Source organism: Pseudomonas sp. NFACC51 (genome assembly GCF_900103575.1).
GTDB lineage: Bacteria > Pseudomonadota > Gammaproteobacteria > Pseudomonadales > Pseudomonadaceae > Aquipseudomonas > Aquipseudomonas fluorescens_Q.
In genome coordinates this window covers 49,769-73,159 of the sequence record NZ_FMXH01000005.1, presented here as the reverse complement: position 1 = coordinate 73,159, position 23,391 = coordinate 49,769, and the positions used below count along the sequence as shown (strand labels likewise).

Here is a 23,391-nt window from a genome sequence, read left to right as displayed (position 1 = left end):
ATTCTCATTTAGTTCAGGATCACCAGCGCCGGGAACTCCTGAAGCCGCGCCGAGGTGATATGGGCCAGCGAACGGACCACGTCCAGCGGCTGGTCTAGGCGGTAGTTGCCGGTCACAGCCACGTTGGCCAATTGTTCGTTACTGTTGATGATCCAGCCGGGGTAATAGCGTCGCAGCTCGGCCAGTACCTGGCTCAGGGGCCGGTTTTCGAACACCAGCCGACCCTGGACCCAGGCCAGGTCGGTGTTGGCATCGAGCCGGGCCGGGCGGTCGAAGCCGTTGGGGCCGATGCGGATGCTTTCGCCAGCCGACAGCCGCACATGGGTGTCGTTGCGGGTGGCCCGCAGGTCCACGTCGCCACGCTGCACCTGGACCTGGGCCACGCCGTCGAGGTAGCGCACGGCGAACGCGGTGTCGCTGACGCTGGCCATGACCGGGCCGGCATCGATTTCCAGCGGCAGGTTACGGTTGCCCGGGACTTCGAAAAACGCCTCGCCCTTGTACAGGCGCGCCACATGTCGCTGCTCGTTGAACGTGCTGGAGAAGGCCGAATCGGTGTTGAGCAAGACCTTGGAGCCGTCCTCCAACTGTAGGCGCTGGCGCTCACCGACCACGGTCAGGTGGTCGGCCTGCAGGCGCAGGGGCAGGTCGCTGAAGTTGAACAGACCGAGAAACAGCACGGCGGCAGTGGCCAGGGGTTTCCAGTGGGCGCGCAGGCGCGACAGCGCGGTAACCTTGGGCGCGGCTTCAAGCTGGCGGGCACTTTCCATCACCTGCGGGCCGTTCCAGATCGCCTGGGCTCGGGCGAACGCCTCGCCGTGGCGCGGATCGGCCGCCAGCCAGGCGTGGAACTGCCGCGTCTGTTCCTCACTGGGGGTGTCCAGCAGGATCAGCCAGTCCAGCGCCTGCTCCATGGCATGGGCGGTTTCCGGCGTCGCAGTGGGCTCGGCAGAGCGGAGATTGTCCGTCACAGTGGGGTCTCGGTATTAGCGGCATGGGCTCAAGCTACAAGCTGTACGCAGCAAGTGGCAAGCGTGTACGCAGCTTATGGCCTGGCGCGTGGGGGCGGGTCACTGCTCGCCGTGGCTACGTTCAGCCACACCCACACAGATCGCCATGATCAGTTTCAGTTCCTTTTGCACGGTGCTCAGGGAGACGCCCAGGCGTTCGGCGATCTGCTGGTAACTGTGGCCATGCAGGCGGCTGAGAATGAAGATCTGCTGTTGTCGCGAACTCAGGGCCTGGAGGCTGACGTTCAGGCGCTCGAGCAGTTGCTGGGCATGGGCGGCGTCCTCGGCACTGCTCTGGGGGGCGACGACGTTGTGGACGACTTCCGGCGGTACGTCATCCAGCAAGGTCCGCGACTGGATGCGCCGGGCACGCAGATGGTCCAGCGCCAGGTTGCGGGCGGTCTGGAAAACAAAGGGTTCGAGGTGCTCGACCGTGCGTTCGGCCAATGCACGGGTGACACGCAGGTAGGTTTCCTGGAGCAGGTCTTCGGCGGTACTGGGGTTGCTGACCATGCGCTCGAGAGTGCGCAGCAGCGGTGTGCGTTGGGCGAGGAAAACGTGATGAAAGCGCGATTGACTCACGGTAGGGCCCGATCCGGTTCGAGTTGATGATAATGCTTATCATCTACGTTGCGGGTCAAGCCTTCATTTCATCACGCCAAGCCATGCGGGGAGCGCAACCTGTGGGAGCAAAGCTTGCTCGCGATAGCGTTCTCAAAGCCTGCACAGGTGCTGCATGCGACGGTGTCATCGCGAGCAGGCTTTGCTCCCACAGGCCTGCTCCCAAGGTTTGCTCTTACAGGCCCGCTCCACATTGGCCAGCAATGAGTTACTCGGCGTTACACAACGCCAGGCAGTTATCCAGCATACGGTTGGAGAAGCCCCATTCGTTGTCATACCAGGCCAGCACCTTGAGCAGCTTGCCGCTGGCCTTGGTGTGGTTGGCGTCGAAGATCGACGACAGCGGGTTGTGGTTGAAATCGCTGGAGACCAGCGGCAGGGTGTTGTAGCCGAGGATCTTCGAATGCTGGCTGGCGTGGCGCAGCAGTTCGTTGACTTCTTCGGCCGACGCTTCGCGCTTGAGTTGCACGGTCAGGTCCACCAGGGACACGTTGATCACCGGTACGCGCACCGCCATGCCGGTCAGCTTGCCTGCCAGTTCCGGCAGCACCAGGCCCACCGCTTCGGCGGCGCCGGTCTTGCTCGGGATCATGTTCTGGGTGGCCGAGCGGGCGCGGTACGGATCGCTGTGGTAGACGTCGGTCAGGTTCTGGTCGTTGGTGTAGGCATGGATGGTGGTCATCAGGCCGCTTTCGATGCCCAGCTCACGGTGCAGCACCTGGGCCACCGGGGCCAGGCAGTTGGTGGTGCACGAAGCGTTGGAGATGATCTGGTGGGACTGGCGCAGGATGTCGTGGTTCACGCCATACACCACGGTGGCGTCGGCGCCCTTGGCCGGGGCCGAGATGATCACCTTGCGGGCGCCGGCGCTGATATGCGCGGCTGCCTTGGCACGGTCGGTGAACAGGCCGGTGCATTCGAACACGACGTCGATTTTTTCAGCGGCCCAAGGCAGTTCGGCCGGGTTGCGGATGGCGCTGACCGAGATGCGGTCGCCATTGACCGTCAGGCTTTCGTGATCGTGTTGCACGTCGGCATCGAAGGTGCCGTGGACCGTGTCGAACTTGAGCAGATGAGCGTTGATCGCACTGTCGCCCAGGTCATTGATGGCGACGATCTGCAGGTCGCGACGATAGCCTTGGGTACACAGTGCACGAAGAACGTTGCGGCCGATGCGGCCAAAACCATTGATTGCGATTCGAAGAGTCATTAACGGCGCCGCCATCGATTTGTTGTTGGAATTACAAGATTATTCGCATAAAAATAGAAAACAAGCCTTTTTAGTGGCAATATTTTGTTTTATCTACAACGAGTGACCTGAATCAACTGGTCCGAATGGTCAATAAACCGCCTGTCGCCCAACGCCAGGGGGCTTTTGACCAGCATAGACAATCAGGTCGCCACACCCGTTAGCCTGGAGTTCTACACATGCATCCCCGCGTCCTTGAGGTCACCGAACGGCTTATCGCCCGCAGCCGCGCCACGCGTCAGGCTTACCTTGCATTGATCCGTGGTGCAGCCAGCGACGGGCCGACGCGCGGCAAGCTGCAATGCGCCAACTTCGCCCACGGCGTGGCCGGTTGCGGCACCGAAGACAAGCATCACCTGCGGATGATGAACGCCGCCAACATCGCCATCGTGTCTTCCTATAACGACATGCTCTCGGCCCACCAGCCTTACGAAACCTTCCCGGAACAGATCAAGAAAGCCCTGCGCGAGATCGGCTCGGTCGGCCAGTTCGCCGGTGGCACGCCAGCGATGTGCGACGGCGTGACCCAGGGCGAGGCGGGGATGGAACTGAGCCTGCCGAGTCGCGAAGTGATCGCGCTGTCCACGGCGGTGGCGTTGTCCCACAACATGTTCGATGGCGCGCTGATGCTCGGTATCTGCGACAAGATCGTCCCGGGCCTGATGATGGGCGCGCTGCGCTTCGGTCACTTGCCGACGATCTTTGTACCCGGCGGACCGATGGTGTCCGGAATCTCCAACAAGGAAAAAGCCGACGTTCGCCAGCGCTACGCCGAAGGCAAGGCCACCCGCGAAGAGCTGCTGGAATCGGAGATGAAGTCCTACCACAGCCCGGGCACCTGCACCTTCTACGGCACGGCCAATACCAACCAGTTGCTGATGGAAGTGATGGGCCTGCATTTGCCGGGCGCCTCGTTCGTCAACCCGAACACTCCACTGCGCGATGCCCTGACCCGTGAAGCGGCGTTCCAGGTCACGCGCATGACCAAGCAGAGCGGCAACTTCATGCCCATCGGCGAGATCGTCGACGAACGCTCGCTGGTCAACTCCATCGTTGCGCTGCACGCCACCGGCGGCTCTACCAACCACACCCTGCACATGCCGGCCATCGCCATGGCGGCGGGTATCCAGCTGACCTGGCAGGACATGGCCGACCTCTCCGAGGTGGTGCCGACCCTGAGTCATGTCTACCCGAACGGCAAGGCCGACATCAACCACTTCCAGGCGGCGGGCGGCATGTCGTTCCTGATCCGTGAATTGCTGGAAGCCGGTTTGCTCCACGAAAACGTCAACACCGTGCTCGGTCACGGCCTGAGCCGTTACACCCAGGAGCCGTTCCTCGAGGACGGCGAGCTAGTGTGGCGCGACGGCCCGATCGAAAGCCTCGACGAAAACATCCTGCGCCCGGTGGCCCGCGCGTTCTCGCCGGAAGGCGGCCTGCGGGTGATGGAAGGCAACCTGGGCCGTGGCGTGATGAAGGTCTCGGCTGTGGCCCTGGAAAACCAGGTCGTCGAAGCCCCGGCCATGGTCTTCCAGGATCAGCAGGACCTGGCTGATGCATTCAAGGCCGGCCTGCTGGAGAAAGACTTCGTCGCGGTGATGCGCTTCCAGGGCCCGCGCTCCAACGGCATGCCCGAGCTGCACAAGATGACGCCGTTCCTCGGCGTATTGCAGGACCGTGGCTTCAAAGTGGCGCTGGTGACCGACGGGCGCATGTCCGGTGCGTCGGGGAAAATCCCGGCGGCCATTCATGTCAGCCCCGAAGCTTATGTCGGTGGTGCGTTGGCCCGGGTGCAGGAGGGCGATATCATCCGCGTCGATGGCGTCAAAGGCACCTTGGAATTGAAGGTGGACGCCGAGGAATTCGCCGCGCGCACGCCGGCCAAGGGCCTGTTGGGCAACAACATCGGCACCGGCCGCGAGCTGTTCGGTTTCATGCGCATGGCCTTCAGCTCGGCGGAGCAGGGCGCCAGCGCCTTCACTTCTGCCCTGGAGACGCTTAATTGAAACTGGCTTTGGTCGGTGACATCGGTGGGACCAACGCACGCTTTGCGCTGTGGAAAAACCACGCCCTGGAAAACATCCAGGTGCTGGCAACAGCGGATTATGCCTGCCCGGAAGATGCCATCCAGGTGTACCTGAGTGGCCTGGGCCTGAAACCGGGCGCCATCGGTTCGGTGTGCCTGTCGGTGGCCGGTCCCGTGAGCGGCGATGAGTTTCGCTTTACCAACAATCACTGGCGCCTGAGCAACCTGGCGTTCTGCCAGACCTTGCAGGTGGAGAAGCTGTTGCTGGTCAACGATTTCTCGGCCATGGCCCTGGGCATGACTTGCTTGCGTCCCGATGAGTACCGGGTCGTATGCGAAGGCACTCCGGAGCCGTTGCGCCCGGCAGTGGTGATCGGCCCGGGTACCGGGCTGGGCGTTGGTACGTTGCTGGACTTGGGCGAAGGCCGTTTCGCCGCGTTGCCGGGGGAGGGCGGCCATGTCGACCTGCCCCTGAGCAGCCCGCGGGAAACCCAACTGTGGCAGCACATCTACAACGAGATCGGTCACGTCAGCGCCGAAACCGCCCTGAGCGGCAGCGGTTTGCCTCGGGTGTACCGGGCCATTTGCGCGGTGGACGGCCATGTGCCGGTGCTTGACACCCCCGAATCCATCACCGCCGCCGGCCTGGCTGGCGACCCCATTGCCCTGGAAGTGCTCGAGCAGTTCTGCCGCTGGCTGGGGCGCGTGGCCGGCAACAATGTGTTGACGTTGGGCGGGCGCGGCGGTGTCTACATCGTCGGTGGCGTGGTCCCGCGGTTTGCCGATTTCTTCCTCGAAAGCGGTTTCGCCCGTTGCTTCGCCGACAAGGGCTGCATGAGCGATTACTTCAAGGGCATTCCGGTCTGGCTGGTGACCGCGCCGTACCCCGGCCTGATGGGGGCGGGTGTGGCGTTGGAGCAATCCGCCGCCGCTTAAGGTTCGGTAGGTACTGTACTGTGGGAGCGAGCTTGCTCGCGATGACGGAGTGTCAGTCGCCATTGAGGTTGGCTGTTGCACCGCTATCGCGAGCAAGCCCGCTCCCACAGAGTTTTTGCAGTGTATTTGTAGGCCTTGTCCATCAGGCATAATCGCCCCAATCCAAACAACAAGGACGAGGCCCGTGAGTTCAGTAAACAAATCGATTTTGTTGGTCGACGACGACCAGGAAATTCGCGAACTGCTGGACACCTACCTCAGCCGTGCGGGGTTCCAGGTGCGGACCACGCCTGATGGCGCCGGGTTTCGCCAGGCGCTGAACGATGCGCCGAGCGACCTGGTGATCCTCGATGTGATGCTGCCCGATGAAGACGGCTTCAGCCTATGCCGCTGGGTTCGCCAACACCCACGCCAGGCTCATGTGCCCATCATCATGCTCACCGCCAGTTCCGACGAAGCCGACCGGGTCATCGGTCTTGAGCTGGGCGCCGATGATTACCTGGGCAAGCCTTTCAGCCCGCGTGAATTGCAGGCGCGCATCAAGGCACTGCTGCGCCGGGCGCAATTCGGCCAGGAACGCTCCGGCGGTGAAGTGCTGGCCTTCGATGAATGGCGGCTGGACATGGTCAGCCATCGGCTGTTCCACACCGACGGTGAAGAAGTGATTCTCTCCGGCGCCGACTTCGCCCTGCTCAAGCTGTTTCTCGATCATCCCCAGGAAATCCTCGACCGCGACACCATCGGCAATGCGACCCGTGGCCGTGAGCTGATGCCCCTGGACCGGATCGTCGACATGGCGGTCAGTCGTCTGCGTCAGCGCTTGCGTGACACCGATAAGCCGCCGCGGCTGATTCGCACGGTGCGTGGCAGCGGTTATCAGCTGGCGGCCAGTGTGGTTGCCAGCAATGGTCATTGACTGGATCAAAAAAGTCGCCCGACGGGTGCCGGTACCGCGCTCGCTGCTGGGACGGATGCTGCTGCTGACCTTGCTGGTGGTGCTGTTCGCCCAGACCTTGTCCAGCCTGATCTGGGTCTCGCAGTTGCGCGCCACCCAGCTCGAAGGCCTGGTCACCAGTGCCCGCAGCCTGGCCCATTCGATGACCGCCAGCGTCAGTTATTTGCGTTCGCTGCCGGTGGCTTACCGGCCGCTGGTGCTGGATCAGTTGCGCAGCATGGGCGGTACGCGATTTGTCGTCACGCTCAACGACAAGCCCCTGGGCATGGACGTGTTGCCGATCACGCCGCGCAAACTGGCGGTGCTCAAGGCGGTGGACGATGTGTTGCGCCGGTCGTTGGGCAGTAACGCCGACATATCGGTGAATTTTGTCAGCCCCGACGACCTGCGAATTTTCAACGCTGGGCTCAAACTCGATGAACTGCCCCGTTCGTGGGCTCACTACGCCTTGACCCTGGAACCGGTGAACCCGCCGGTGCTGGTCACGCAGATCCAGATGGCGCCGGGGGAGTGGTTGTACATCGCCTCGCTGCTGCCCGAACCTTACACCAGCCTCGAAGAGCAGGACCTGCCTACGCAACAGGTGGGTTTCATCGTGCTTACCAGCAGCTTGTTATTGCTGTTCATCGGCTTGCTGGTGCACTGGCAGAGCCGACCGCTCAAGCGTTTGGCCCGGGCCGCGCGGGACATGTCCCTGGGTGCCGAAGTGGAGCCGGTGGCCGAGGGCGGCGGCAGCGAAGTGGTGGAAGTGGGGCGGGCGTTCAATGCCATGCGCGAACGCATCAGCCGTTACCTGACCGAACGCAGCCAGTTATTCAGCGCGATTTCCCACGACTTGCGCACACCGATCACCCGCTTGCGCTTGCGGGTCGAGCTGTTGGAAGACGAAAACCTGCAGGCCAAGTTTGGTCGTGACCTGGATGAGTTGGAGTTGTTGGTCAAAGGCGCGCTGCAATGCGTCAAGGACACCGACATCCACGAAAACATCGAACCGGTGGACCTCAATCATGTGCTCGATTGCCTGGTCGAACCTTACCTGGCGCCCAACGGCAACGGTCGGGTGACCCAGGATGGCCGGGCGCTGGCGCCGTATCCGGGCAAGCCACTGGCGCTCAAGCGCTGCATCGGCAACCTGATCGACAATGCCTTGAAATACGGACAGAACGCCCACCTGCACATCGATGACGATGAAACCGCCTTCATCCTGCACGTCGACGATGAAGGCCCCGGCGTGCCGGAACAGCGCCTGGAGCAAGTCTTCGAACCGCACTTTCGCCTGGCCGGGCAACAGCAGGGCTATGGCTTGGGCCTGGGCATCGCCCGCAATATCGCCCACAGCCATGGCGGCGAAGTGAGCCTGCAGAACCTGCGTGAAGGGGGGTTGCGGGTGACCCTGCAATTGCCTCGTTCAACTGACTGATCGTTCCCACGCTCTGCGTGGGGATGCCTCAACGGACGCTCTGCGTTCGGCTTTAAAGGGGATGCAGAGCGTCCCGGGCGGCATTCCCACGCGGGGGGAACGATCATCAATGTCACAAGTCGGTGACATAACTCGCGCCTTTCGTTACCTGCCACTCCTCATCCCTTGTTTAGACTCCCTGCGTCAAAACAACAAAAAAGGTACCACCCAATGGACACCTTCCAACCGGCCTTCAGCAGTTGGCTGAACGCCCCTGCCCACCAGCAATGGCTTGCCGACGAAGGCTTGCGGCTGCTGGCGTTCGCCAAGGCATCGAAGCTGCCGGACGGCTTTGGCAACCTGGACGAGCTGGGGCGCCTGCCGGCCAATGCACGGGCCGAAACCATGAACACCGCGCGCATGACCCACAGCTTTGCCATGGCCCACATCCAGGGGCTGCCGGGGTTTGCCGAGCTGGTGGATCACGGTGTCCAGGCGTTGAGCGGCCCCTTGCGCGACGCCGAGCACGGTGGCTGGTTTGCCACGACACGGCCTGATGAAGATGGCGCGGGCAAGGCGGCCTACTTGCATGCATTCGTTGCCCTGGCGGCCAGTTCCGCGGTGGTGGCCCAGCGGCCCGGCGCTGCGGCATTGCTGGACGAAGCGGTGCGAATCATCGATGAGCATTTCTGGAGCGAAGAAGAGGGGGCACTGCGCGAATCCTTCAACCGCGACTGGACTGAGGAAGAGGCCTATCGCGGCGCCAACAGCAACATGCACGCCACCGAAGCGTTCCTGGCCCTGGCCGATGCCACCGACGACCCGCGCTGGCTGGCTCGCGCCCTGCACATCGTCGAACGGGTGATCCACGGCCATGCCGCCGCCAACGACTACCTGGTGGTGGAGCATTTCGATCGCCACTGGCAGCCGCTGCGCGAATATAACCAGGACAATCCTGCCGATGGTTTCCGTCCCTACGGCACCACCCCTGGCCACGGTTTCGAATGGGCGCGACTGCTGCTGCACCTTGAGGCGGCGCGCGTCCAGATCGGCATGCTGACCCCGGGTTGGCTGGCCCAGGACGCACAAAAACTCTTCGATCAGAACTGCCGCCACGGTTGGGGCGTCGACGGTGCGCCGGGCATTGTCTACACCCTGGATTGGGACAACCGCGCGGTGGTTCGCCATCGACTGCATTGGGTCCACGCCGAAGCGGCGGCCGCTGCCAGCGCCTTGCTCAAGCGCACCGACGAGGCGAAGTACGAAGCCTGGTACCGGCGCTTCTGGGAGTTCTGTGACAAACATTTCATCGACCGCTGCAACGGCAGCTGGCATCACGAACTCGATCCGCAAAACCGCCCCAGCGCCGACATCTGGCCAGGCAAGCCGGACCTGTATCACGCCTGGCAGGCGGTGTTGATTCCGCGCCTGCCCTTGGCACCGAGCATGGCGTCAGCCCTGGCGCGGTTATCCAGTCCTTCGCCTGTGTAACCATGTCGTGACATTTGCACGTCCCTTCGTTACCTGCGAAGGGATTCCCTCTGATTAGAATCCATGCAGCGCAAGCACCAGACTTGCATGCATAACAACAAGAAAGGTAATTCTAGATGAATGCGATTTCTCGCCTCGCTACTGTCATTTCTCTTGCTTCCCTGCTTCCCGTCGCAGCCTTCCCTGTCAGCACCCTTGCCGCCGAATCCAAAGGTTCCGTGGAAGTCGTCCACTGGTGGACGTCGGGTGGTGAAAAAGCCGCGGTCGATGTGCTCAAGGCCCAGGTAGAAAAAGACGGCTTTACCTGGAAGGACGGCGCTGTCGCCGGTGGTGGCGGTTCCACTGCCATGACCGTGCTCAAGAGCCGTGCCGTGGCTGGTAACCCGCCTGGCGTCGCCCAGATCAAGGGCCCGGACATCCAGGAATGGGCGTCCACCGGGCTGCTCGACACCGACATCCTGAAAGATGTTGCCAAGGCCGAGAAGTGGGACAGCCTGCTCGACAAGAAAGTCTCCGATACCGTGAAGTACGACGGTGACTACGTCGCCGTGCCGGTGAACATCCACCGCGTCAACTGGCTGTGGATCAACCCGGAAGTCTTCAAGAAAGCCGGCATCACCAAGAACCCAACCACCCTCGAAGAGTTCTACGCAGCCGGAGACAAGCTCAAGGCCGCGGGCTTTATTCCGCTCGCCCACGGTGGCCAGCCTTGGCAGGACAGCACCGTATTCGAAGCCGTGGTGCTCTCGGTCATGGGCGCCGATGGCTACAAAAAGGCCCTGGTCGACCTGGACGATGAGGCCCTGACCGGTCCGGAAATGATCAAGGCGCTGACCGAGCTGAAGAAAGTCGCGACCTACATGGACGCCGACGGCAAAGGCCAGGACTGGAACCTGGAAGCGGCCAAGGTCATCAACGGCAAGGCCGGCATGCAGATCATGGGTGACTGGGCCAAGAGCGAGTGGACCGCGGCGAAGAAAGTCGCCGGCAAGGACTACGAGTGCGTGGCCTTCCCGGGCACCGACAAGGCCTTCACCTACAACATCGACTCCCTGGCGGTGTTCAAGCAGAAAGACAAAGGCACTGCGGCCGGTCAGCAGGATATCGCCAAGGTCGTGTTGGGCGAGAACTTCCAGAAAGTCTTCAGCATCAACAAAGGCTCGATCCCGGTTCGTAACGACATGCTGGCCGACATGGCCAAGTACGGTTTCGATTCCTGCGCCCAGACCGCGGCCAAGGACTTCCTGACGGACGCCAAGTCTGGCGGCCTGCAACCGAGCATGGCGCACAACATGGCGACCACGTTGGCGGTACAGGGTGCGTTCTTTGACGTGGTGACCAACTACATCAACGACCCGAAAGCCGACCCGGCCGATGCCGCCAAGAAACTCGGCGCTGCGGTTCAGTCTGCGAAGTAATTAGCGCCGCTTCCCTTGTGGGAGCTTTTGTGGTGAGGGGATTTAGCGAAACGTCGCACCGCCCCGATGGGTCGCGCAGCGGCCCCGAAAAGTCGCAATGGCGGAGTGTCAGAAACACCGCATGCAATGGCTTTGCGGCTGCTTCGCAGCCGATCGGGGATAAATCCCCTCGCCACAGAGCTCGCTCCCACAAAGGGATGCCCTTGTAACCTTGTTTTGGATCTTCCCATGAGTTCTGTTGCTGTGTTCAGCAAGGCCTCGCCGTTCGATGCATTGCAGCGTTGGCTCCCGAAACTGGTGCTGGCGCCGAGCATGTTCATCGTCCTGGTGGGCTTCTATGGCTATATCTTGTGGACGTTCGTCCTGTCGTTCACCACTTCGACGTTCCTGCCGAACTACAAATGGGCAGGCCTGGCGCAATATGCCCGGCTGATGGACAACGATCGCTGGTGGGTGGCGAGCAAGAACCTGGCATTGTTCGGCGGCCTGTTCATCGGTATCACCCTGGTGATCGGCGTGTTGCTGGCGGTGTTCCTTGACCAGCGCATTCGTCGCGAAGGTTTTATCCGCACGATTTACCTGTACCCGATGGCGCTCTCGATGATCGTCACCGGTACAGCCTGGAAATGGTTGCTCAACCCGGGCATGGGCCTGGACAAATTGTTGCGTGACTGGGGTTGGGAAGGCTTCCGCCTGGATTGGCTGATCGACCCGGATCGCGTGGTGTACTGCCTGGTGATCGCTGCGGTGTGGCAGGCCTCGGGCTTCATCATGGCGATGTTCCTGGCCGGCCTGCGGGGTGTCGATCAATCGATCATCCGTGCCGCGCAGATCGATGGCGCGAGCATGCCGCGCATCTACTGGAAAGTGGTGCTACCGAGCCTGCGCCCGGTGTTCTTCAGTGCCGTGATGATCCTGGCGCATATCGCGATCAAGAGCTTCGACCTGGTGGCCGCGATGACGGCCGGTGGCCCGGGTTATTCCTCCGACCTGCCAGCGATGTTCATGTACTCCTTCACCTTCAGTCGCGGCCAGATGGGCATGGGCTCGGCCAGTGCAATCCTGATGCTCGGTGCGATCCTCGCAATCATCGTGCCTTACCTGTACTCCGAGCTGAGGACCAAGCGTCATGACTAGTCTCGCTGCCAAACCTTCCATCAGCCTGAGTCGCATCGCCATCTACGCGGTGCTGATCCTCGCCGTATTGCTTTACCTGGTGCCGTTGGTGGTCATGCTGTTGACCAGCTTCAAGACGCCGGAAGACATCAGCACCGGCAACCTGCTGAGCTGGCCGACCGTGGTCAGCGGCATCGGCTGGGTCAAGGCCTGGGCCACGGTGGACGGCTACTTCTGGAACTCGATCAAGATCACCGTCCCGGCGGTGCTGATCTCCACCGCCATCGGTGCCTTGAACGGCTACGTGTTGTCGATGTGGCGTTTTCGCGGTTCGCAGTTGTTCTTCGGTCTGTTGCTGTTCGGGTGCTTCCTGCCGTTCCAGACCGTCCTGCTGCCGGCCTCGTTCACCCTCGGCAAGATGGGCCTGGCCAGCACCACCACGGGCCTGGTGTTCGTGCATGTGGTCTACGGCCTGGCATTCACCACGCTGTTCTTCCGCAACTACTACGTCAGCATTCCCGACGCGCTGGTCAAGGCTGCGCGGTTGGACGGTGCGGGGTTCTTCACCATTTTCCGGCGGATCATCCTGCCAATGTCCACCCCGATCATCATGGTCTGCCTGATCTGGCAGTTCACGCAGATCTGGAACGACTTCCTGTTCGGCGTGGTGTTCTCCAGCGGTGATTCGCAACCCATCACGGTAGCGCTGAACAACTTGGTCAACACCAGTACCGGGGCCAAGGAATACAACGTGGACATGGCGGCGGCGATGATCGCCGGGCTGCCGACCCTGCTGGTCTATGTGGTCGCAGGCAAGTATTTCGTGCGCGGCCTGACGGCCGGCGCAGTCAAGGGGTAATCATGGCAACGCTTGAACTTCGCAACGTAAACAAGACTTATGGTGCCGGCCTGCCGGACACCCTGAAGAACATCGAGTTGTCGATCAAGGACGGTGAGTTCCTGATCCTGGTCGGACCTTCGGGCTGTGGCAAGTCGACGCTGATGAACTGCATCGCCGGCCTCGAGACCATCACTGGCGGCGCGATCATGATCGGCGACCAGGATGTCAGCGGCATGAGCCCGAAAGATCGCGACATCGCCATGGTGTTCCAGTCCTACGCGCTGTACCCGACCATGAGCGTGCGCGAGAACATCGAGTTCGGTCTGAAAATCCGCAAGATGAACCAGGCCGCCATCGACGAAGAAGTCACCCGCGTGGCCAAGCTGCTGCAGATCGAACACCTGCTCAATCGCAAGCCCGGCCAGCTTTCCGGCGGCCAGCAACAGCGCGTGGCCATGGGCCGGGCGCTGGCGCGGCGGCCGAAGATCTACCTGTTCGACGAACCACTGTCCAACCTCGACGCCAAGCTGCGGGTCGAGATGCGCACCGAAATGAAACTGATGCACCAGCGCCTGAAGACCACCACGGTCTACGTGACCCACGACCAGATCGAAGCCATGACCCTGGGCGACAAAGTGGCGGTGATGAAGGACGGGATCATCCAGCAGTTCGGTACGCCGAAAGACATCTACACCAACCCGGCCAACCTGTTCGTGGCGAGCTTCATCGGTTCGCCACCGATGAACTTCATCCCGCTGCGCCTGCAACGCAAGGACGGTCGCCTGCTGGCGCTGCTCGACAGCGGCCAGGCCCGTTGCGAGTTGCCAATGGGTATGCAGGACGCCGGCCTGGAAGACCGCGAAGTGATCCTGGGCATGCGTCCGGAGCAGATCATGCTGGCAGGCAGCGAGCCCAACGGTTTGCCGACCATTCGCGCCGAAGTCCAGGTCACCGAGCCCACCGGGCCGGACACCCTGGTGTTCGTCAATCTCAACGACACCAAGGTCTGCTGCCGCCTGGCGCCGGACGTGGCACCGCAGCCGGGGGAAACCCTGACGCTGCAATTCGATCCGTCGAAGGTGCTGCTGTTCGACGCGCAGTCCGGTGAACGCCTGGGCGTGGCTGGCCAGCCGCAAGCCGATGCTCGGTCGGCGAACGTGGCGCAGTTCAAAGGCCGATGAAGAACAAATGAGGGAGTCAACGTGCTCCCACAAAGAAGGAGTATGCGGTGAGTGGGGGACCACCCGCCGCAATCGTTGTAAACCGCGTTAGATAAAAACAGTTAATAACAATAAAGACGAGGATGTAGGGATGAAGAAGAAAAATAACGCCCAGCTTATCTGCCAGTTGTCAGCCGTTGCGGCGATGATGCTGGCCGGTAGCGCACAGGCTGCCGACGCCTTCAGCGCCGATTCGCCGTGGATGACGGGTGACTGGGGTGGTAAGCGTACCGAGCTGATCGAGCAGGGTATCGACATCAAGGCCGACTACGTCGGTGAAGTCGGTGGCAACCTGCATGGCGGCTACAACAACGACAAGACCGCGCGTTATTCCGACCAGTTTGGCCTGGGCGTGGCGCTGGACCTGGAAAAGCTGTGGGGTTGGGATAACACCCAGGCCAAGATCCAGCTCACCAACCGTAACGGTGAAAACATTTCCAACGACCGTGTCGGCGACCCGCGTGCCGGCACCTTGAGTTCTTCCCAGGAAGTCTACGGCCGTGGCCACATGGTCCGTCTGACCCAGTTGTGGATCAAGCACCAGTTCCTCGACGGCAAGCTGGACGTCAAGGCCGGTTACTTCGGCGAAGGCGAAGACTTCAACACCTTCCCTTGTGAATTCCAGAACCTGGCCTTCTGCGGTTCCCAAGTGGGTAACTGGGCGACCGGCATCTGGTACAACTGGCCCGTCAGCCAGGCCGCGATCCGCGTGAAGTACAACCTCACGCCTGAGTTCTATGCGCAGATCGGCGCATACAACCAGAACCCCTCGCAACTGGAACACGGCAACGGCTTCAAACTCAGCGGCAGTGGTACCAAGGGCACCGTGATTCCGGTCGAATTGGTCTGGTCGCCGAAGGTCAACAACCTGCCGGGTGAGTACCGTGTGGGTTACTACAAGAGCACGGCCGATGCCAATGACGTCCGTGAAGACGACAACGGTGACGATGCCGCGACCACCCTTAACGCCTATCGCAGCCACGATAGCAAGCACGGCTACTGGTTCGTGGCACAGCAACAACTGACCACGCACAACGGTGACGCGTCCCGCGGCCTGAACATCGCCGCCAACGCGACCTTCCACGATAAGGACACCAACATCGTCGACAACTACCAGTCGCTGATGTTCGTGTACAAGGGGCCCTTCGATGCGCGTCCAAAAGATGACATCGGCATCGGTTTTTCCCGCATCCATGTCAACGAAGACGTGAAGAAAAACGCCGAGCTGACCAACGCGGCCAATGGTGTCACCGATTACAACGATCCGCTGTTCGCACCGTTGCGTAGCACTGAGTACAACTACGAACTCAACTACGGTGTCCACGTTACCAACTGGCTGACCGTGCGTCCTAACCTGCAATACATCACTCACCCGGGCGGTGTGGATGAAGTCGACAACGCGCTGGTGGCCGGCCTGAAAATTCAGTCGGTGTTCTAACGCTGTTGCGATAAGCTCCTCTCTATGTGCGCATATTTGCGGACGGCCATGGCTGTCCGCTTTTTTTTGGGGAGCATAGGGTCAGTGCGAAGCCTGTGGCGAGGGAGCTTGCTCCCGCTGGGTTGCGAAGCGACCCCAAAACCATTCACTGCGGTGCGTCAGCCAGACCGCATTTGCCTCGTTTACGACTGCTTCGCAGTCGAGCGGGAGCAAGCTCCCTCGCCACAAAATAGTGTCGTACATAGTTGAGTATTCAATGATCTCCAGGACCGCGGCCCATGCATGAGCATCCGCTACAACGCTTTTTCAGATCCTTGCGCGAACGCCCGGTGTTCGCGTGGGAGCGCTATCGGCAGCGCGATGTGTTGGTGATCGATCACCCGTTGTGCCAGGCGGTGTTCAGTCGCCAGGGCGCACAGTTGCTGCATTTTCAGCCCAAAGGCCAGAAGCCCTGGTTGTGGTGCGCGGCCAAGTGGCCGCAAGTCGGTGCGATACGCGGCGGGGTGCCGGTGTGCTGGCCTTGGTATGGTCGGCATCCCAGCGAAAATGCCTGGCCGTCCCATGGTTGGGCGCGGCTGATCGATTGGAAACTGCTCGACAGCCGCAGTGATGACGAGGGCGTACACCTGCATTGGCAGTTGCAACTGTGCGACTGGCAGGTGGACCTGCATGCCGATCTGGGTGAAAGGATGGAACTGCGCTTGAGCACCGAGCACCAGGACAGCCTGCCATGCCAGTTGAGCCAGGCCTTGCACGCCTATTGGCGTATTGGTGATGTCGGCGAGGTAGCGCTGTCTGGCCTGGAGGGCGCACAGGGCTACGACCAGTTGAGCCGTGCGGTTTGCCAGCAGGAAGGCGAGTTGCGGGTCGAGGGCGGTTGCCAGCGGGTGTTCCAGCATGAGGGGGAATTGCAGCTCAAGGACCACGCCTGGCAGCGCGAACTGCGCATCGACACCGGCGACAGCGCCGACACCGTGGTCTGGCATCCCGGCGCGCGACCGTTGCTGGGGGTGAGTTGGGATGAAGTCAGTGAATTCGTCTGCGTCGAAGCGGCCAGTGGCGGCACCGACAGCCTGTGCCTGGCGCCGGGGGAGCGGGCGCACCTGAGTTTGCAGGCACGGATGGGGGCTTAACTCTGGATCGTTCCCACGCGGAGTGGGAACGATCAGGCAGCGAGGCTTCTGGATCGGTTCAGTTGAACTCATCCCCCACCGGATACCGGCTGGCATTCAGACTTTCCTTGATCTTGCGCAGATGCGGCTGGAAGTCCACGCCCCGACGCAGGGTCATGCCGGTGGCGAGCACGTCCAGTACGGTGAGTTGGATGATCCGCGAGGTCATCGGCATATAGATATCAGTGTCTTCGGGCAGGGGGATGTTCAGGCTCAAGGTGCTGGCCTTGGCCAGTGGCGAGCCTTCGGCGGTCAGGCCCAGCACCGACGCGCCGTTTTCCCGGGCGATGCGCGCCACTTCCACCAGCTCACGGGTACGACCGGTGTAGGAAATGATCACGAACAGTTCACCGGTATGGGCCACGGACGCGATCATGCGCTGCATCAGTACGTCGGCGTGCGCGGTCACTGCCAGGTTGAAGCGGAAAAACTTGTGCTGGGCATCCAACGCTACCGGGGCGGAGGCGCCGAGACCGAAGAAGTGGATCTGCCGGGCCTGGATCAGCAGGTCCACGGCGCGACTGATCAAATTGGGATCAAGGGCCTGGCAGGCGCTGTCCAATGAGGCAATGGCACTGCCAAAGATTTTCCGGGTATAGGCTTCCGGGTTGTCGTCGGCTTCCACCGCACGGCTCACATAAGCAGCGCCGCTGGCCAGGCTTTGGGCCAGTTGCAGCTTGAGTTCCGGGTAACCGCTGACGCCGAACGAGCGGCAGAAACGGTTGACGGTCGGTTCACTGACCGAGGCCGCCTGGGCGAGGGCGGCGATGCTGAAGCGGGTCGCCTGCTGCGGGTTGAGCAGGATGATCTCGGCCACCTTGCGTTCGGCCTTGTTCAGGTCTTCAAGGCGACTCTGGATCTGTTCCAGTAAATTTCGCACGCGGTCCATACAAGATTCCTAGGAAGACGGGTCTTTGATACGACCCTTTGCGGTGGCCTATCCTACTGATGGCTCCGACGGACCACCACTCGGAATCGGTGTTTTCGAAAAATGTTGTGGTTATTACTACATTTTTCCTTGAGTGATACCTTGAAAAAAGGTATTTGTAGTTTAACTTGATAAAAGAACAAACATCATGCCTTCGATTACGGTTGAACCGTGCACCTTTGCCTTGTTCGGCGCGTTGGGCGATCTGGCCTTGCGCAAGCTCTTTCCTGCCCTGTATCAGCTCGATGGCGCCCAATTGTTGCACGAGGACACGCGAATCATTGCGCTGGCTCGTGAACCCGGCGGCGAGCAGCAGCACCTGGCGTTCATCGCCGCCGAACTGCGTCGCTACGTCGGTGAAAAAGACCTGGACGAAGCCGTACTCGAGCGCTTCCTGGCACGATTGACCTACCTGCACGTGGATTTCCTCAAGGCCGACGATTACGTCGCCTTGGCCGAAGCAGCCGGTTCGACCCAACAGGTCATTGCCTATTTCGCCACCCCAGCGGCGGTGTATGGGGCGATCTGCGAGAACCTGGCGAAGGTTGGCTTGAGCGAAAACACCCGTGTCGTGCTGGAGAAACCCATCGGCTCGGACCTGGAGTCTTCGCGCAAGGTCAACGACGCCGTGGCGCAGTTCTTCCCGGAAAACCGTACCTATCGCATCGACCATTACCTGGGCAAAGAGACAGTCCAGAACCTGATCGCGCTGCGGTTTGCCAACAGCCTGTTCGAAACCCAGTGGAACCAGAATTACATTTCCCACGTGGAAATCACCGTGGCCGAGAAGGTCGGTATCGAAGGCCGCTGGGGCTATTTCGACAAGGCTGGCCAACTGCGGGACATGATCCAGAACCACCTGTTGCAGTTGCTGTGCCTGATCGCCATGGACCCACCGGCCGACTTGTCCGCCGACAGCATCCGTGACGAGAAGGTCAAGGTGCTCAAGGCACTGGCGCCGATCAGCCCGGAAGGCCTGACCACCCAGGTGGTGCGCGGCCAGTACATCGCCGGCCACAGCGAGGGCAAGTCGGTGCCTGGCTACCTCGAAGAACCCAACTCCAACACCCAGAGCGACACCGAGACGTTCGTCGCCCTGCGCGCCGACATCCGCAACTGGCGCTGGGCCGGGGTGCCATTTTACCTGCGTACCGGCAAGCGCATGCCGCAAAAGCTGTCGCAGATCGTCATTCACTTCAAGGAACCGTCCCACTACATCTTCGCGCCCGAGCAGCGCTTGCAGATCAGCAACAAGCTGATCATCCGCCTGCAACCGGACGAAGGGATTTCCTTGCGCGTGATGACCAAGGAGCAAGGCCTGGACAAGGGCATGCAATTGCGCAGCGGTCCGTTGCAACTCAACTTCTCCGATACCTATCGCAGCGCACGTATTCCCGATGCCTACGAGCGGTTGTTACTGGAAGTCATGAACGGCAATCAGAACCTGTTTGTCCGTAAAGATGAAATTGAAGCCGCGTGGACGTGGTGTGACCAGTTGATCGCCGGATGGAAGAAATCCGGCGATGCGCCCAAGCCGTATGCGGCTGGGTCCTGGGGGCCGATGAGCTCCATTGCACTGATCACGCGGGATGGGAGGTCATGGTATGGCGATATCTGAAGTGAAACTGCCGCAGGGCGTTAGCGCCCATGAGTTCAAGAACCCGGTGGTGCTGGCCGAAGGGCTGGCGCTGAACGTGGCCGAGCAATTGCGCAATGCAATCGACGCACGCGGTGAGGCGACCCTGGTGGTCTCCGGTGGCCGCAGCCCGGTGGCGTTTTTCCAGCACCTGGCCAAGCAGGCGCTGGACTGGTCCAAAGTGGTGGTCAGCCTGGCCGATGAGCGCTGGGTTCCGGTTGAACACGCCGACAGCAACGCCGGCCTGCTCAAGCGTTACCTGCTGCAAGGCGCGGCGGCCAAGGCCCAGTTCCTGAGCCTCTACAGCGCCAGCAGCAACCTGGAAGCGGCTGCCGAACAGGCGGATCGCTTGCTGGCCGAGCTGCCGCCCATCGACGTGCTGGTCTTGGGCATGGGCGATGACGGACACACCGCCTCGCTGTTCCCTGGCAGCCCGAACCTGGCCCAGGCGCTGGACGCCAATGGCACACGTCGCTGCTGGCCGATGCTGGCGCCGACCGTGCCGCACCAGCGCTTGACCATGAGCCGCGCCTTGCTGGCTTCGGCGCAACACAAAGTGTTGTCGATTTCCGGTCAGTCGAAATTGACCACCTTGAACGCTGCGGTGGCAGGTGACGATGTCGCCAAAATGCCGATCCGCGCGTTCTTGCAACCTACGTTAGAGATTTACTGGTGCCCATGAACCAAGGATCAGCCGCTATGACAAACCCATCCCCGACCGTTTCCATGGCGGACAAAGTTGCCCTGATCGACAGCCTCTGCGCCAAGGCGCGGATCCTGCCGGTGATCACCATCGCCCGTGAACAGGACATCCTGCCACTGGCCGATGCCCTGGCTGCCGGTGGCCTGACGGCGCTGGAAGTGACACTGCGTTCCCAATACGGCCTCAAGGCCATCCAGGTGCTGCGTGAGCAGCGTCCGGAACTGGTGACCGGTGCCGGCACGGTGCTTGACCGTCACATGCTGGACGCCGCCGAGGCCGCCGGTTCGCAGTTCATCGTCACTCCGGGCATCACCCGTGATCTGCTCGAGGCCAGCGTCTACAGCCCTATCCCGCTGCTGCCCGGCATCAGCAACGCCTCGGGCATCATGGAAGGCTACAGCCTGGGTTATCGCCGCTTCAAACTGTTCCCGGCCGAAGTCAGCGGCGGCGTCGCGGCCATCAAGGCCTTGGGTGGCCCGTTTGGCGAAGTGAAATTCTGCCCGACCGGCGGCGTGAGCCCGGCCAACATCAAGAGCTACATGGCGTTGAAAAACGTGATGTGCGTGGGCGGAAGCTGGATGCTTGATCCTGAATGGATCAAGAACGGCGACTGGGCCCGCATTCAGGAATGCACTGCCGAGGCCTTGGCACTGCTGGACTGATTGTTTTACCGAACCTCGTTGGGTGTTCTACGGTTTTACGGTGCGCTTGGTCGGCGCGCCGTTTTTTTTTGCCCGGGTTTTTATGGCAGCACAAAATTCCGGTGGCGAGGGAGCTTGCTCCCGCTGGGGCGCGCAGCGGCCCTGGAGTCCGGCGACGCGGTGGATCAGGTTGATTGAGTGAGCTTGAGAGGGGGCTGCTGCGCAGCCCAGCGGGAGCAAGCTCCCTCGCCACAAAAGCTCAAAAGCTCAACTATGTTCGGCTCAGATGGATCAGTGCCTGGGTCAACCGCTCGATATCACTCGCCAAGGTCATCAATCCTGGGGTAATGCGGATGCACGGTCCGACGCTGGTATTGCGTACCACGGTGAAGATCCCATGGTCGTTGAGCAATCGATCGGCCATCGCCCGTTGATCGGCCTGGGCGGTGAAGCGCATCGCGGTGATCCCGCAATAGAGACGCCGGTCATCCGGAGTCATGACTTCGATGCCCGGCACATCGCGCACGGCGCTCACCCACAGGTCACGCAGATAACAGAGGCGCGCGCCTTTGGCCGAAGCGCCACCCAGGGCCTGGTGTTCTTCGAAGACCAGCGGCAGGGTGAGCAAGGCAGGGATGTTGGGTGTGCTGTGGGGCGTGCGCGAGCGGACGTCGGTGGCGGGGTAGCTGTCTTCGTCCATGTCCGGGTCGATGTCGGCCAAGCGCTGCGGGGCGATGTACAGAAACCCCTGGGAGAGGGGCCCGCCGATCCACTTCTGCAGGTTGAAACCGGCGAATTCGATCCCGAGCTTCTTCAGGTCGAAATCGATCTGGCCCAGGGCATGGGCACCGTCGAGGATGATATCGACGGCGAACTCGCGGGCACTCTCGGCAATGGCCTGGACCGGCATCACCAGTCCGGTGAGGTGGTTGACGTAAGTCAGCGCCATCAACTTGATGCGAGGGTAGCGAATGAACGCTTCGCGATAAGTGCCCACCAGGCTTTCGAAACTGGCAGGGTGCTGGTGGACGATCTCGATTACCTCCACGCCACGCTGGCGGGCCAGCCAGCGCACTGCGCTCTTGACCGAGGCATATTCCAGGTCACAGATCAGCACTTGATCGCCTGGCTTGAGGCCGTTGTAGTTGCGAATCAGCGTCTGCAAGGCATCCACCGCGCTACCGGCCAATGCCACGCTCTGGGGGGATGCGTGGATCAGCCGGGCCACCTGTCGACGAATGGCTTCGCCGTGTTCACGGTCGAAATGCTGGCGCACGTACACCGAGTTGCCCCGGTTGATGAACTCGATGTTGCGCTGGTACTCCTCCACCACGGTGCGGGACATACGCCCGAAGTAACCGTTTTCCAGGTTGAGCGGCCCGGCGGGATCGATGTCGTAGCGGCCGACAAACGTCTGCCAAAAGGCTTCATCATGGGCGCGTAGCGTGTTTTCGGGCATGACAGGGGCTCAACTGGTCAGGGGCGAGGCTTGGGTTTGCCGTGTTTGGCACGCAAGGGATCGAGCAGGTCCGACAGCCCGTTGTGATCGATTTCCTGCATCAGTGCCAGCAACCCCCCCAGTTCACCGTGAGGAAAACCCTCGCGGGCGAACCAGTTCAGGTATTGACCGGGCAGGTCAGCCAGGATTCGACCCTTGTATTTGCCGAACGGCATTTGACGCGTGATGAGCAATTCGAGCTTTTCCGGGTTCATGGCAATCGTCTGATTCAAATCTGCCTCGAAAATACAGGCATTCTGCATGCAGGCCAAATGACAGATCATGCAAATAACGCGGATAGAGTTTTCTTGTTTTTTGTTAACTGACTGATTTTAAAGGAAATTAACGAGATTCTTTGACTGGCATGGCCGATGCAACATCCCTTGCAGGTTTTTTATTCACCAAGCAAAGGAACTGAAAAATGACTGACATCAACAAAGAATCCATCTCCGTCTTGAACGACCTGATCGAGACCAGCAAAGATGGCCAGGAAGGCTTCAAGACCTGCGCTGAAGACATCAAGCATCCAGAACTCAAGGATCTGTTCGTCAAGCGTGCCGCCGATTGCGCGACTGCGGCAGCCGAGCTGCAAGCGGCCGTACGTTCCTTGGGCGGCGATCCGGAAACCTCCACCAGCGTTGCCGGTGACCTGCACCGTCGTTGGGTCGACGTGAAATCCATGTTCACCGGCAAGGATGAAGAAGCCGTGCTCAACGAAGCCGAGCGTGGCGAAGACCATGCGCTCAAGGCTTACAAAGAGGCGCTGGAAAAAATCACCAAGCACAACCTGGTCGGTATTCGTGACCTGGTCGAGCGTCAGTACCATGGCGTTCAACGCAACCATGATCAGGTCAAGGCCCTGCGTAACCAGGCGCGCGCCAGCTAAACACGGGTCCTGACCTGAAAAAACGCCAGCTTGCCTGGCGTTTTTTTATGGCAAGAATTTTATCCCGTGGCGAGGGAGCTTGCTCCCGCTGGACTGCGGAGCAGGCCCAAAAAGAGGGTCGCTTCGCAACCCAGCGGGAGCAAGCTCCCTCGCCACAAAAGCGCTTAGGTTTATGTCTTGGCAAACAGCTCTGGACTCGCATAGTTA

General features: G+C 61.1%; 21 protein-coding genes. 15 read left to right on the top strand and 6 right to left on the bottom strand.

Features of this window, described 5'->3' with window-relative positions:
* Positions 1 to 8 precede the first annotated feature (8 nt).
* From BLT00_RS11990 to gap, 3 genes are all read right to left on the bottom strand, one after another.
* Positions 9 to 971 carry a FecR family protein gene (locus BLT00_RS11990; RefSeq protein WP_092144231.1) on the bottom strand — a complete coding sequence of 321 codons (963 nt, stop codon included), beginning with the start codon at positions 969 to 971 and terminating at the stop codon, positions 9 to 11.
* Between the two features lie 99 nt (positions 972 to 1,070).
* Positions 1,071 to 1,592 (bottom strand): RNA polymerase sigma factor, encoded by a 522-nt coding sequence (locus BLT00_RS11985; protein ID WP_063322642.1) that lies wholly within the window; start codon positions 1,590 to 1,592, stop codon positions 1,071 to 1,073.
* 247 nt (positions 1,593 to 1,839) lie between these two features.
* Complete coding sequence (gene gap / locus BLT00_RS11980) at positions 1,840 to 2,841, bottom strand: type I glyceraldehyde-3-phosphate dehydrogenase (RefSeq protein ID WP_092144233.1); 1,002 nt, start codon at positions 2,839 to 2,841, stop codon at positions 1,840 to 1,842.
* A gap of 218 nt (positions 2,842 to 3,059) precedes the next feature.
* Here gap and edd point away from each other — a divergent pair, with 218 nt between their 5' ends.
* From edd to BLT00_RS11925, 11 genes are all read left to right on the top strand, one after another.
* The gene (gene edd / locus BLT00_RS11975; protein WP_063322641.1) at positions 3,060 to 4,886 is read left to right on the top strand and encodes a phosphogluconate dehydratase; all 1,827 of its coding nucleotides are present in this window, start codon (positions 3,060 to 3,062) and stop codon (positions 4,884 to 4,886) included.
* Positions 4,883 to 5,842: a glucokinase gene (locus BLT00_RS11970; RefSeq protein ID WP_092144235.1), complete on the top strand. Its 960-nt coding sequence runs from the start codon at positions 4,883 to 4,885 to the stop codon at positions 5,840 to 5,842. The genes edd and BLT00_RS11970 overlap by 4 nt, the downstream gene beginning before the upstream one ends.
* A 184-nt stretch (positions 5,843 to 6,026) precedes the next feature.
* Positions 6,027 to 6,758 carry a response regulator gene (locus BLT00_RS11965; protein ID WP_003184616.1) on the top strand — a complete coding sequence of 244 codons (732 nt, stop codon included), beginning with the start codon at positions 6,027 to 6,029 and terminating at the stop codon, positions 6,756 to 6,758.
* Positions 6,748 to 8,217 (top strand): ATP-binding protein, encoded by a 1,470-nt coding sequence (locus BLT00_RS11960; protein WP_092144238.1) that lies wholly within the window; start codon positions 6,748 to 6,750, stop codon positions 8,215 to 8,217. Before BLT00_RS11965 ends, BLT00_RS11960 begins: the two co-directional genes overlap by 11 nt.
* Before the next feature lie 210 nt (positions 8,218 to 8,427).
* On the top strand, positions 8,428 to 9,687 hold the full coding sequence (locus BLT00_RS11955; protein ID WP_092144240.1) for a D-mannose isomerase: 1,260 nt from the start codon (positions 8,428 to 8,430) through the stop codon (positions 9,685 to 9,687).
* Between the two features lie 116 nt (positions 9,688 to 9,803).
* Entirely contained in the window at positions 9,804 to 11,105 is a 1,302-nt protein-coding gene (locus tag BLT00_RS11950) for an ABC transporter substrate-binding protein (protein WP_092144242.1), read from the top strand.
* 228 nt (positions 11,106 to 11,333) lie between these two features.
* Positions 11,334 to 12,242 (top strand): carbohydrate ABC transporter permease, encoded by a 909-nt coding sequence (locus BLT00_RS11945; protein WP_003198535.1) that lies wholly within the window; start codon positions 11,334 to 11,336, stop codon positions 12,240 to 12,242.
* Positions 12,235 to 13,080 (top strand): carbohydrate ABC transporter permease, encoded by an 846-nt coding sequence (locus BLT00_RS11940; protein WP_003198539.1) that lies wholly within the window; start codon positions 12,235 to 12,237, stop codon positions 13,078 to 13,080. Before BLT00_RS11945 ends, BLT00_RS11940 begins: the two co-directional genes overlap by 8 nt.
* Before the next feature lie 2 nt (positions 13,081 to 13,082).
* Entirely contained in the window at positions 13,083 to 14,243 is a 1,161-nt protein-coding gene (locus BLT00_RS11935; RefSeq protein WP_072348860.1) for an ABC transporter ATP-binding protein, read from the top strand.
* A gap of 130 nt (positions 14,244 to 14,373) precedes the next feature.
* Positions 14,374 to 15,720 carry a carbohydrate porin gene (locus BLT00_RS11930; protein ID WP_092144244.1) on the top strand — a complete coding sequence of 449 codons (1,347 nt, stop codon included), beginning with the start codon at positions 14,374 to 14,376 and terminating at the stop codon, positions 15,718 to 15,720.
* A 278-nt stretch (positions 15,721 to 15,998) separates the two neighbouring features.
* Positions 15,999 to 16,853: a D-hexose-6-phosphate mutarotase gene (locus BLT00_RS11925; RefSeq protein ID WP_092144246.1), complete on the top strand. Its 855-nt coding sequence runs from the start codon at positions 15,999 to 16,001 to the stop codon at positions 16,851 to 16,853.
* A gap of 58 nt (positions 16,854 to 16,911) precedes the next feature.
* Here BLT00_RS11925 and BLT00_RS11920 read toward each other — a convergent pair whose 3' ends face one another.
* A complete protein-coding gene (locus BLT00_RS11920; protein ID WP_170842276.1) occupies positions 16,912 to 17,772 on the bottom strand; it encodes a MurR/RpiR family transcriptional regulator in 861 nt (286 codons plus the stop codon).
* 196 nt (positions 17,773 to 17,968) lie between these two features.
* Between BLT00_RS11920 and zwf the strand changes: the two genes are divergently transcribed.
* Genes zwf through BLT00_RS11905 form a run of 3 tightly spaced genes read left to right on the top strand, consistent with a single transcriptional unit; the run spans position 17,969 to position 20,821 of the window.
* On the top strand, positions 17,969 to 19,438 hold the full coding sequence (gene zwf, locus BLT00_RS11915; protein WP_060738865.1) for a glucose-6-phosphate dehydrogenase: 1,470 nt from the start codon (positions 17,969 to 17,971) through the stop codon (positions 19,436 to 19,438).
* Positions 19,425 to 20,138: a 6-phosphogluconolactonase gene (gene pgl, locus BLT00_RS11910; protein WP_092144248.1), complete on the top strand. Its 714-nt coding sequence runs from the start codon at positions 19,425 to 19,427 to the stop codon at positions 20,136 to 20,138. The genes zwf and pgl overlap by 14 nt, the downstream gene beginning before the upstream one ends.
* Positions 20,139 to 20,155: 17 nt before the next feature.
* A complete protein-coding gene (locus tag BLT00_RS11905; protein WP_013692437.1) occupies positions 20,156 to 20,821 on the top strand; it encodes a bifunctional 4-hydroxy-2-oxoglutarate aldolase/2-dehydro-3-deoxy-phosphogluconate aldolase in 666 nt (221 codons plus the stop codon).
* Between the two features lie 250 nt (positions 20,822 to 21,071).
* Here BLT00_RS11905 and BLT00_RS11900 read toward each other — a convergent pair whose 3' ends face one another.
* A complete protein-coding gene (locus tag BLT00_RS11900) occupies positions 21,072 to 22,259 on the bottom strand; it encodes an aminotransferase class V-fold PLP-dependent enzyme (RefSeq protein WP_092144250.1) in 1,188 nt (395 codons plus the stop codon).
* A 17-nt stretch (positions 22,260 to 22,276) separates the two neighbouring features.
* Positions 22,277 to 22,513, bottom strand: a complete 237-nt coding sequence (locus BLT00_RS11895) for a DUF3820 family protein (protein ID WP_014336924.1) — start codon at positions 22,511 to 22,513, stop codon at positions 22,277 to 22,279.
* A gap of 206 nt (positions 22,514 to 22,719) precedes the next feature.
* On the opposite strand from BLT00_RS11895, the gene BLT00_RS11890 reads away from it, so the two are divergent.
* Positions 22,720 to 23,184 carry a PA2169 family four-helix-bundle protein gene (locus tag BLT00_RS11890; RefSeq protein ID WP_063322630.1) on the top strand — a complete coding sequence of 155 codons (465 nt, stop codon included), beginning with the start codon at positions 22,720 to 22,722 and terminating at the stop codon, positions 23,182 to 23,184.
* Positions 23,185 to 23,391: the final 207 nt, after the last annotated feature.

Excerpts from the sequence above, each read along its gene's own strand:
- BLT00_RS11890 (WP_063322630.1), top strand. The coding sequence starts at position 22,720 with ATGACTGACATCAACAAAGAATCCATCTCCGTCTTGAACGACCTGATC.
- BLT00_RS11935 (WP_072348860.1), top strand. The coding sequence starts at position 13,083 with ATGGCAACGCTTGAACTTCGCAACGTAAACAAGACTTATGGTGCCGGC.
- BLT00_RS11925 (WP_092144246.1), top strand. The coding sequence starts at position 15,999 with ATGCATGAGCATCCGCTACAACGCTTTTTCAGATCCTTGCGCGAACGC.
- BLT00_RS11900 (WP_092144250.1), bottom strand. The coding sequence starts at position 22,259 with ATGCCCGAAAACACGCTACGCGCCCATGATGAAGCCTTTTGGCAGACG.
- BLT00_RS11950 (WP_092144242.1), top strand. The coding sequence starts at position 9,804 with ATGAATGCGATTTCTCGCCTCGCTACTGTCATTTCTCTTGCTTCCCTG.
- pgl (WP_092144248.1), top strand. The coding sequence starts at position 19,425 with ATGGCGATATCTGAAGTGAAACTGCCGCAGGGCGTTAGCGCCCATGAG.
- BLT00_RS11930 (WP_092144244.1), top strand. The coding sequence starts at position 14,374 with ATGAAGAAGAAAAATAACGCCCAGCTTATCTGCCAGTTGTCAGCCGTT.
- gap (WP_092144233.1), bottom strand. The coding sequence starts at position 2,841 with ATGACTCTTCGAATCGCAATCAATGGTTTTGGCCGCATCGGCCGCAAC.
- zwf (WP_060738865.1), top strand. The coding sequence starts at position 17,969 with ATGCCTTCGATTACGGTTGAACCGTGCACCTTTGCCTTGTTCGGCGCG.
- BLT00_RS11945 (WP_003198535.1), top strand. The coding sequence starts at position 11,334 with ATGAGTTCTGTTGCTGTGTTCAGCAAGGCCTCGCCGTTCGATGCATTG.
- BLT00_RS11895 (WP_014336924.1), bottom strand. The coding sequence starts at position 22,513 with ATGAACCCGGAAAAGCTCGAATTGCTCATCACGCGTCAAATGCCGTTC.
- BLT00_RS11905 (WP_013692437.1), top strand. The coding sequence starts at position 20,156 with ATGACAAACCCATCCCCGACCGTTTCCATGGCGGACAAAGTTGCCCTG.
- BLT00_RS11940 (WP_003198539.1), top strand. The coding sequence starts at position 12,235 with ATGACTAGTCTCGCTGCCAAACCTTCCATCAGCCTGAGTCGCATCGCC.
- edd (WP_063322641.1), top strand. The coding sequence starts at position 3,060 with ATGCATCCCCGCGTCCTTGAGGTCACCGAACGGCTTATCGCCCGCAGC.
- BLT00_RS11955 (WP_092144240.1), top strand. The coding sequence starts at position 8,428 with ATGGACACCTTCCAACCGGCCTTCAGCAGTTGGCTGAACGCCCCTGCC.
- BLT00_RS11960 (WP_092144238.1), top strand. The coding sequence starts at position 6,748 with ATGGTCATTGACTGGATCAAAAAAGTCGCCCGACGGGTGCCGGTACCG.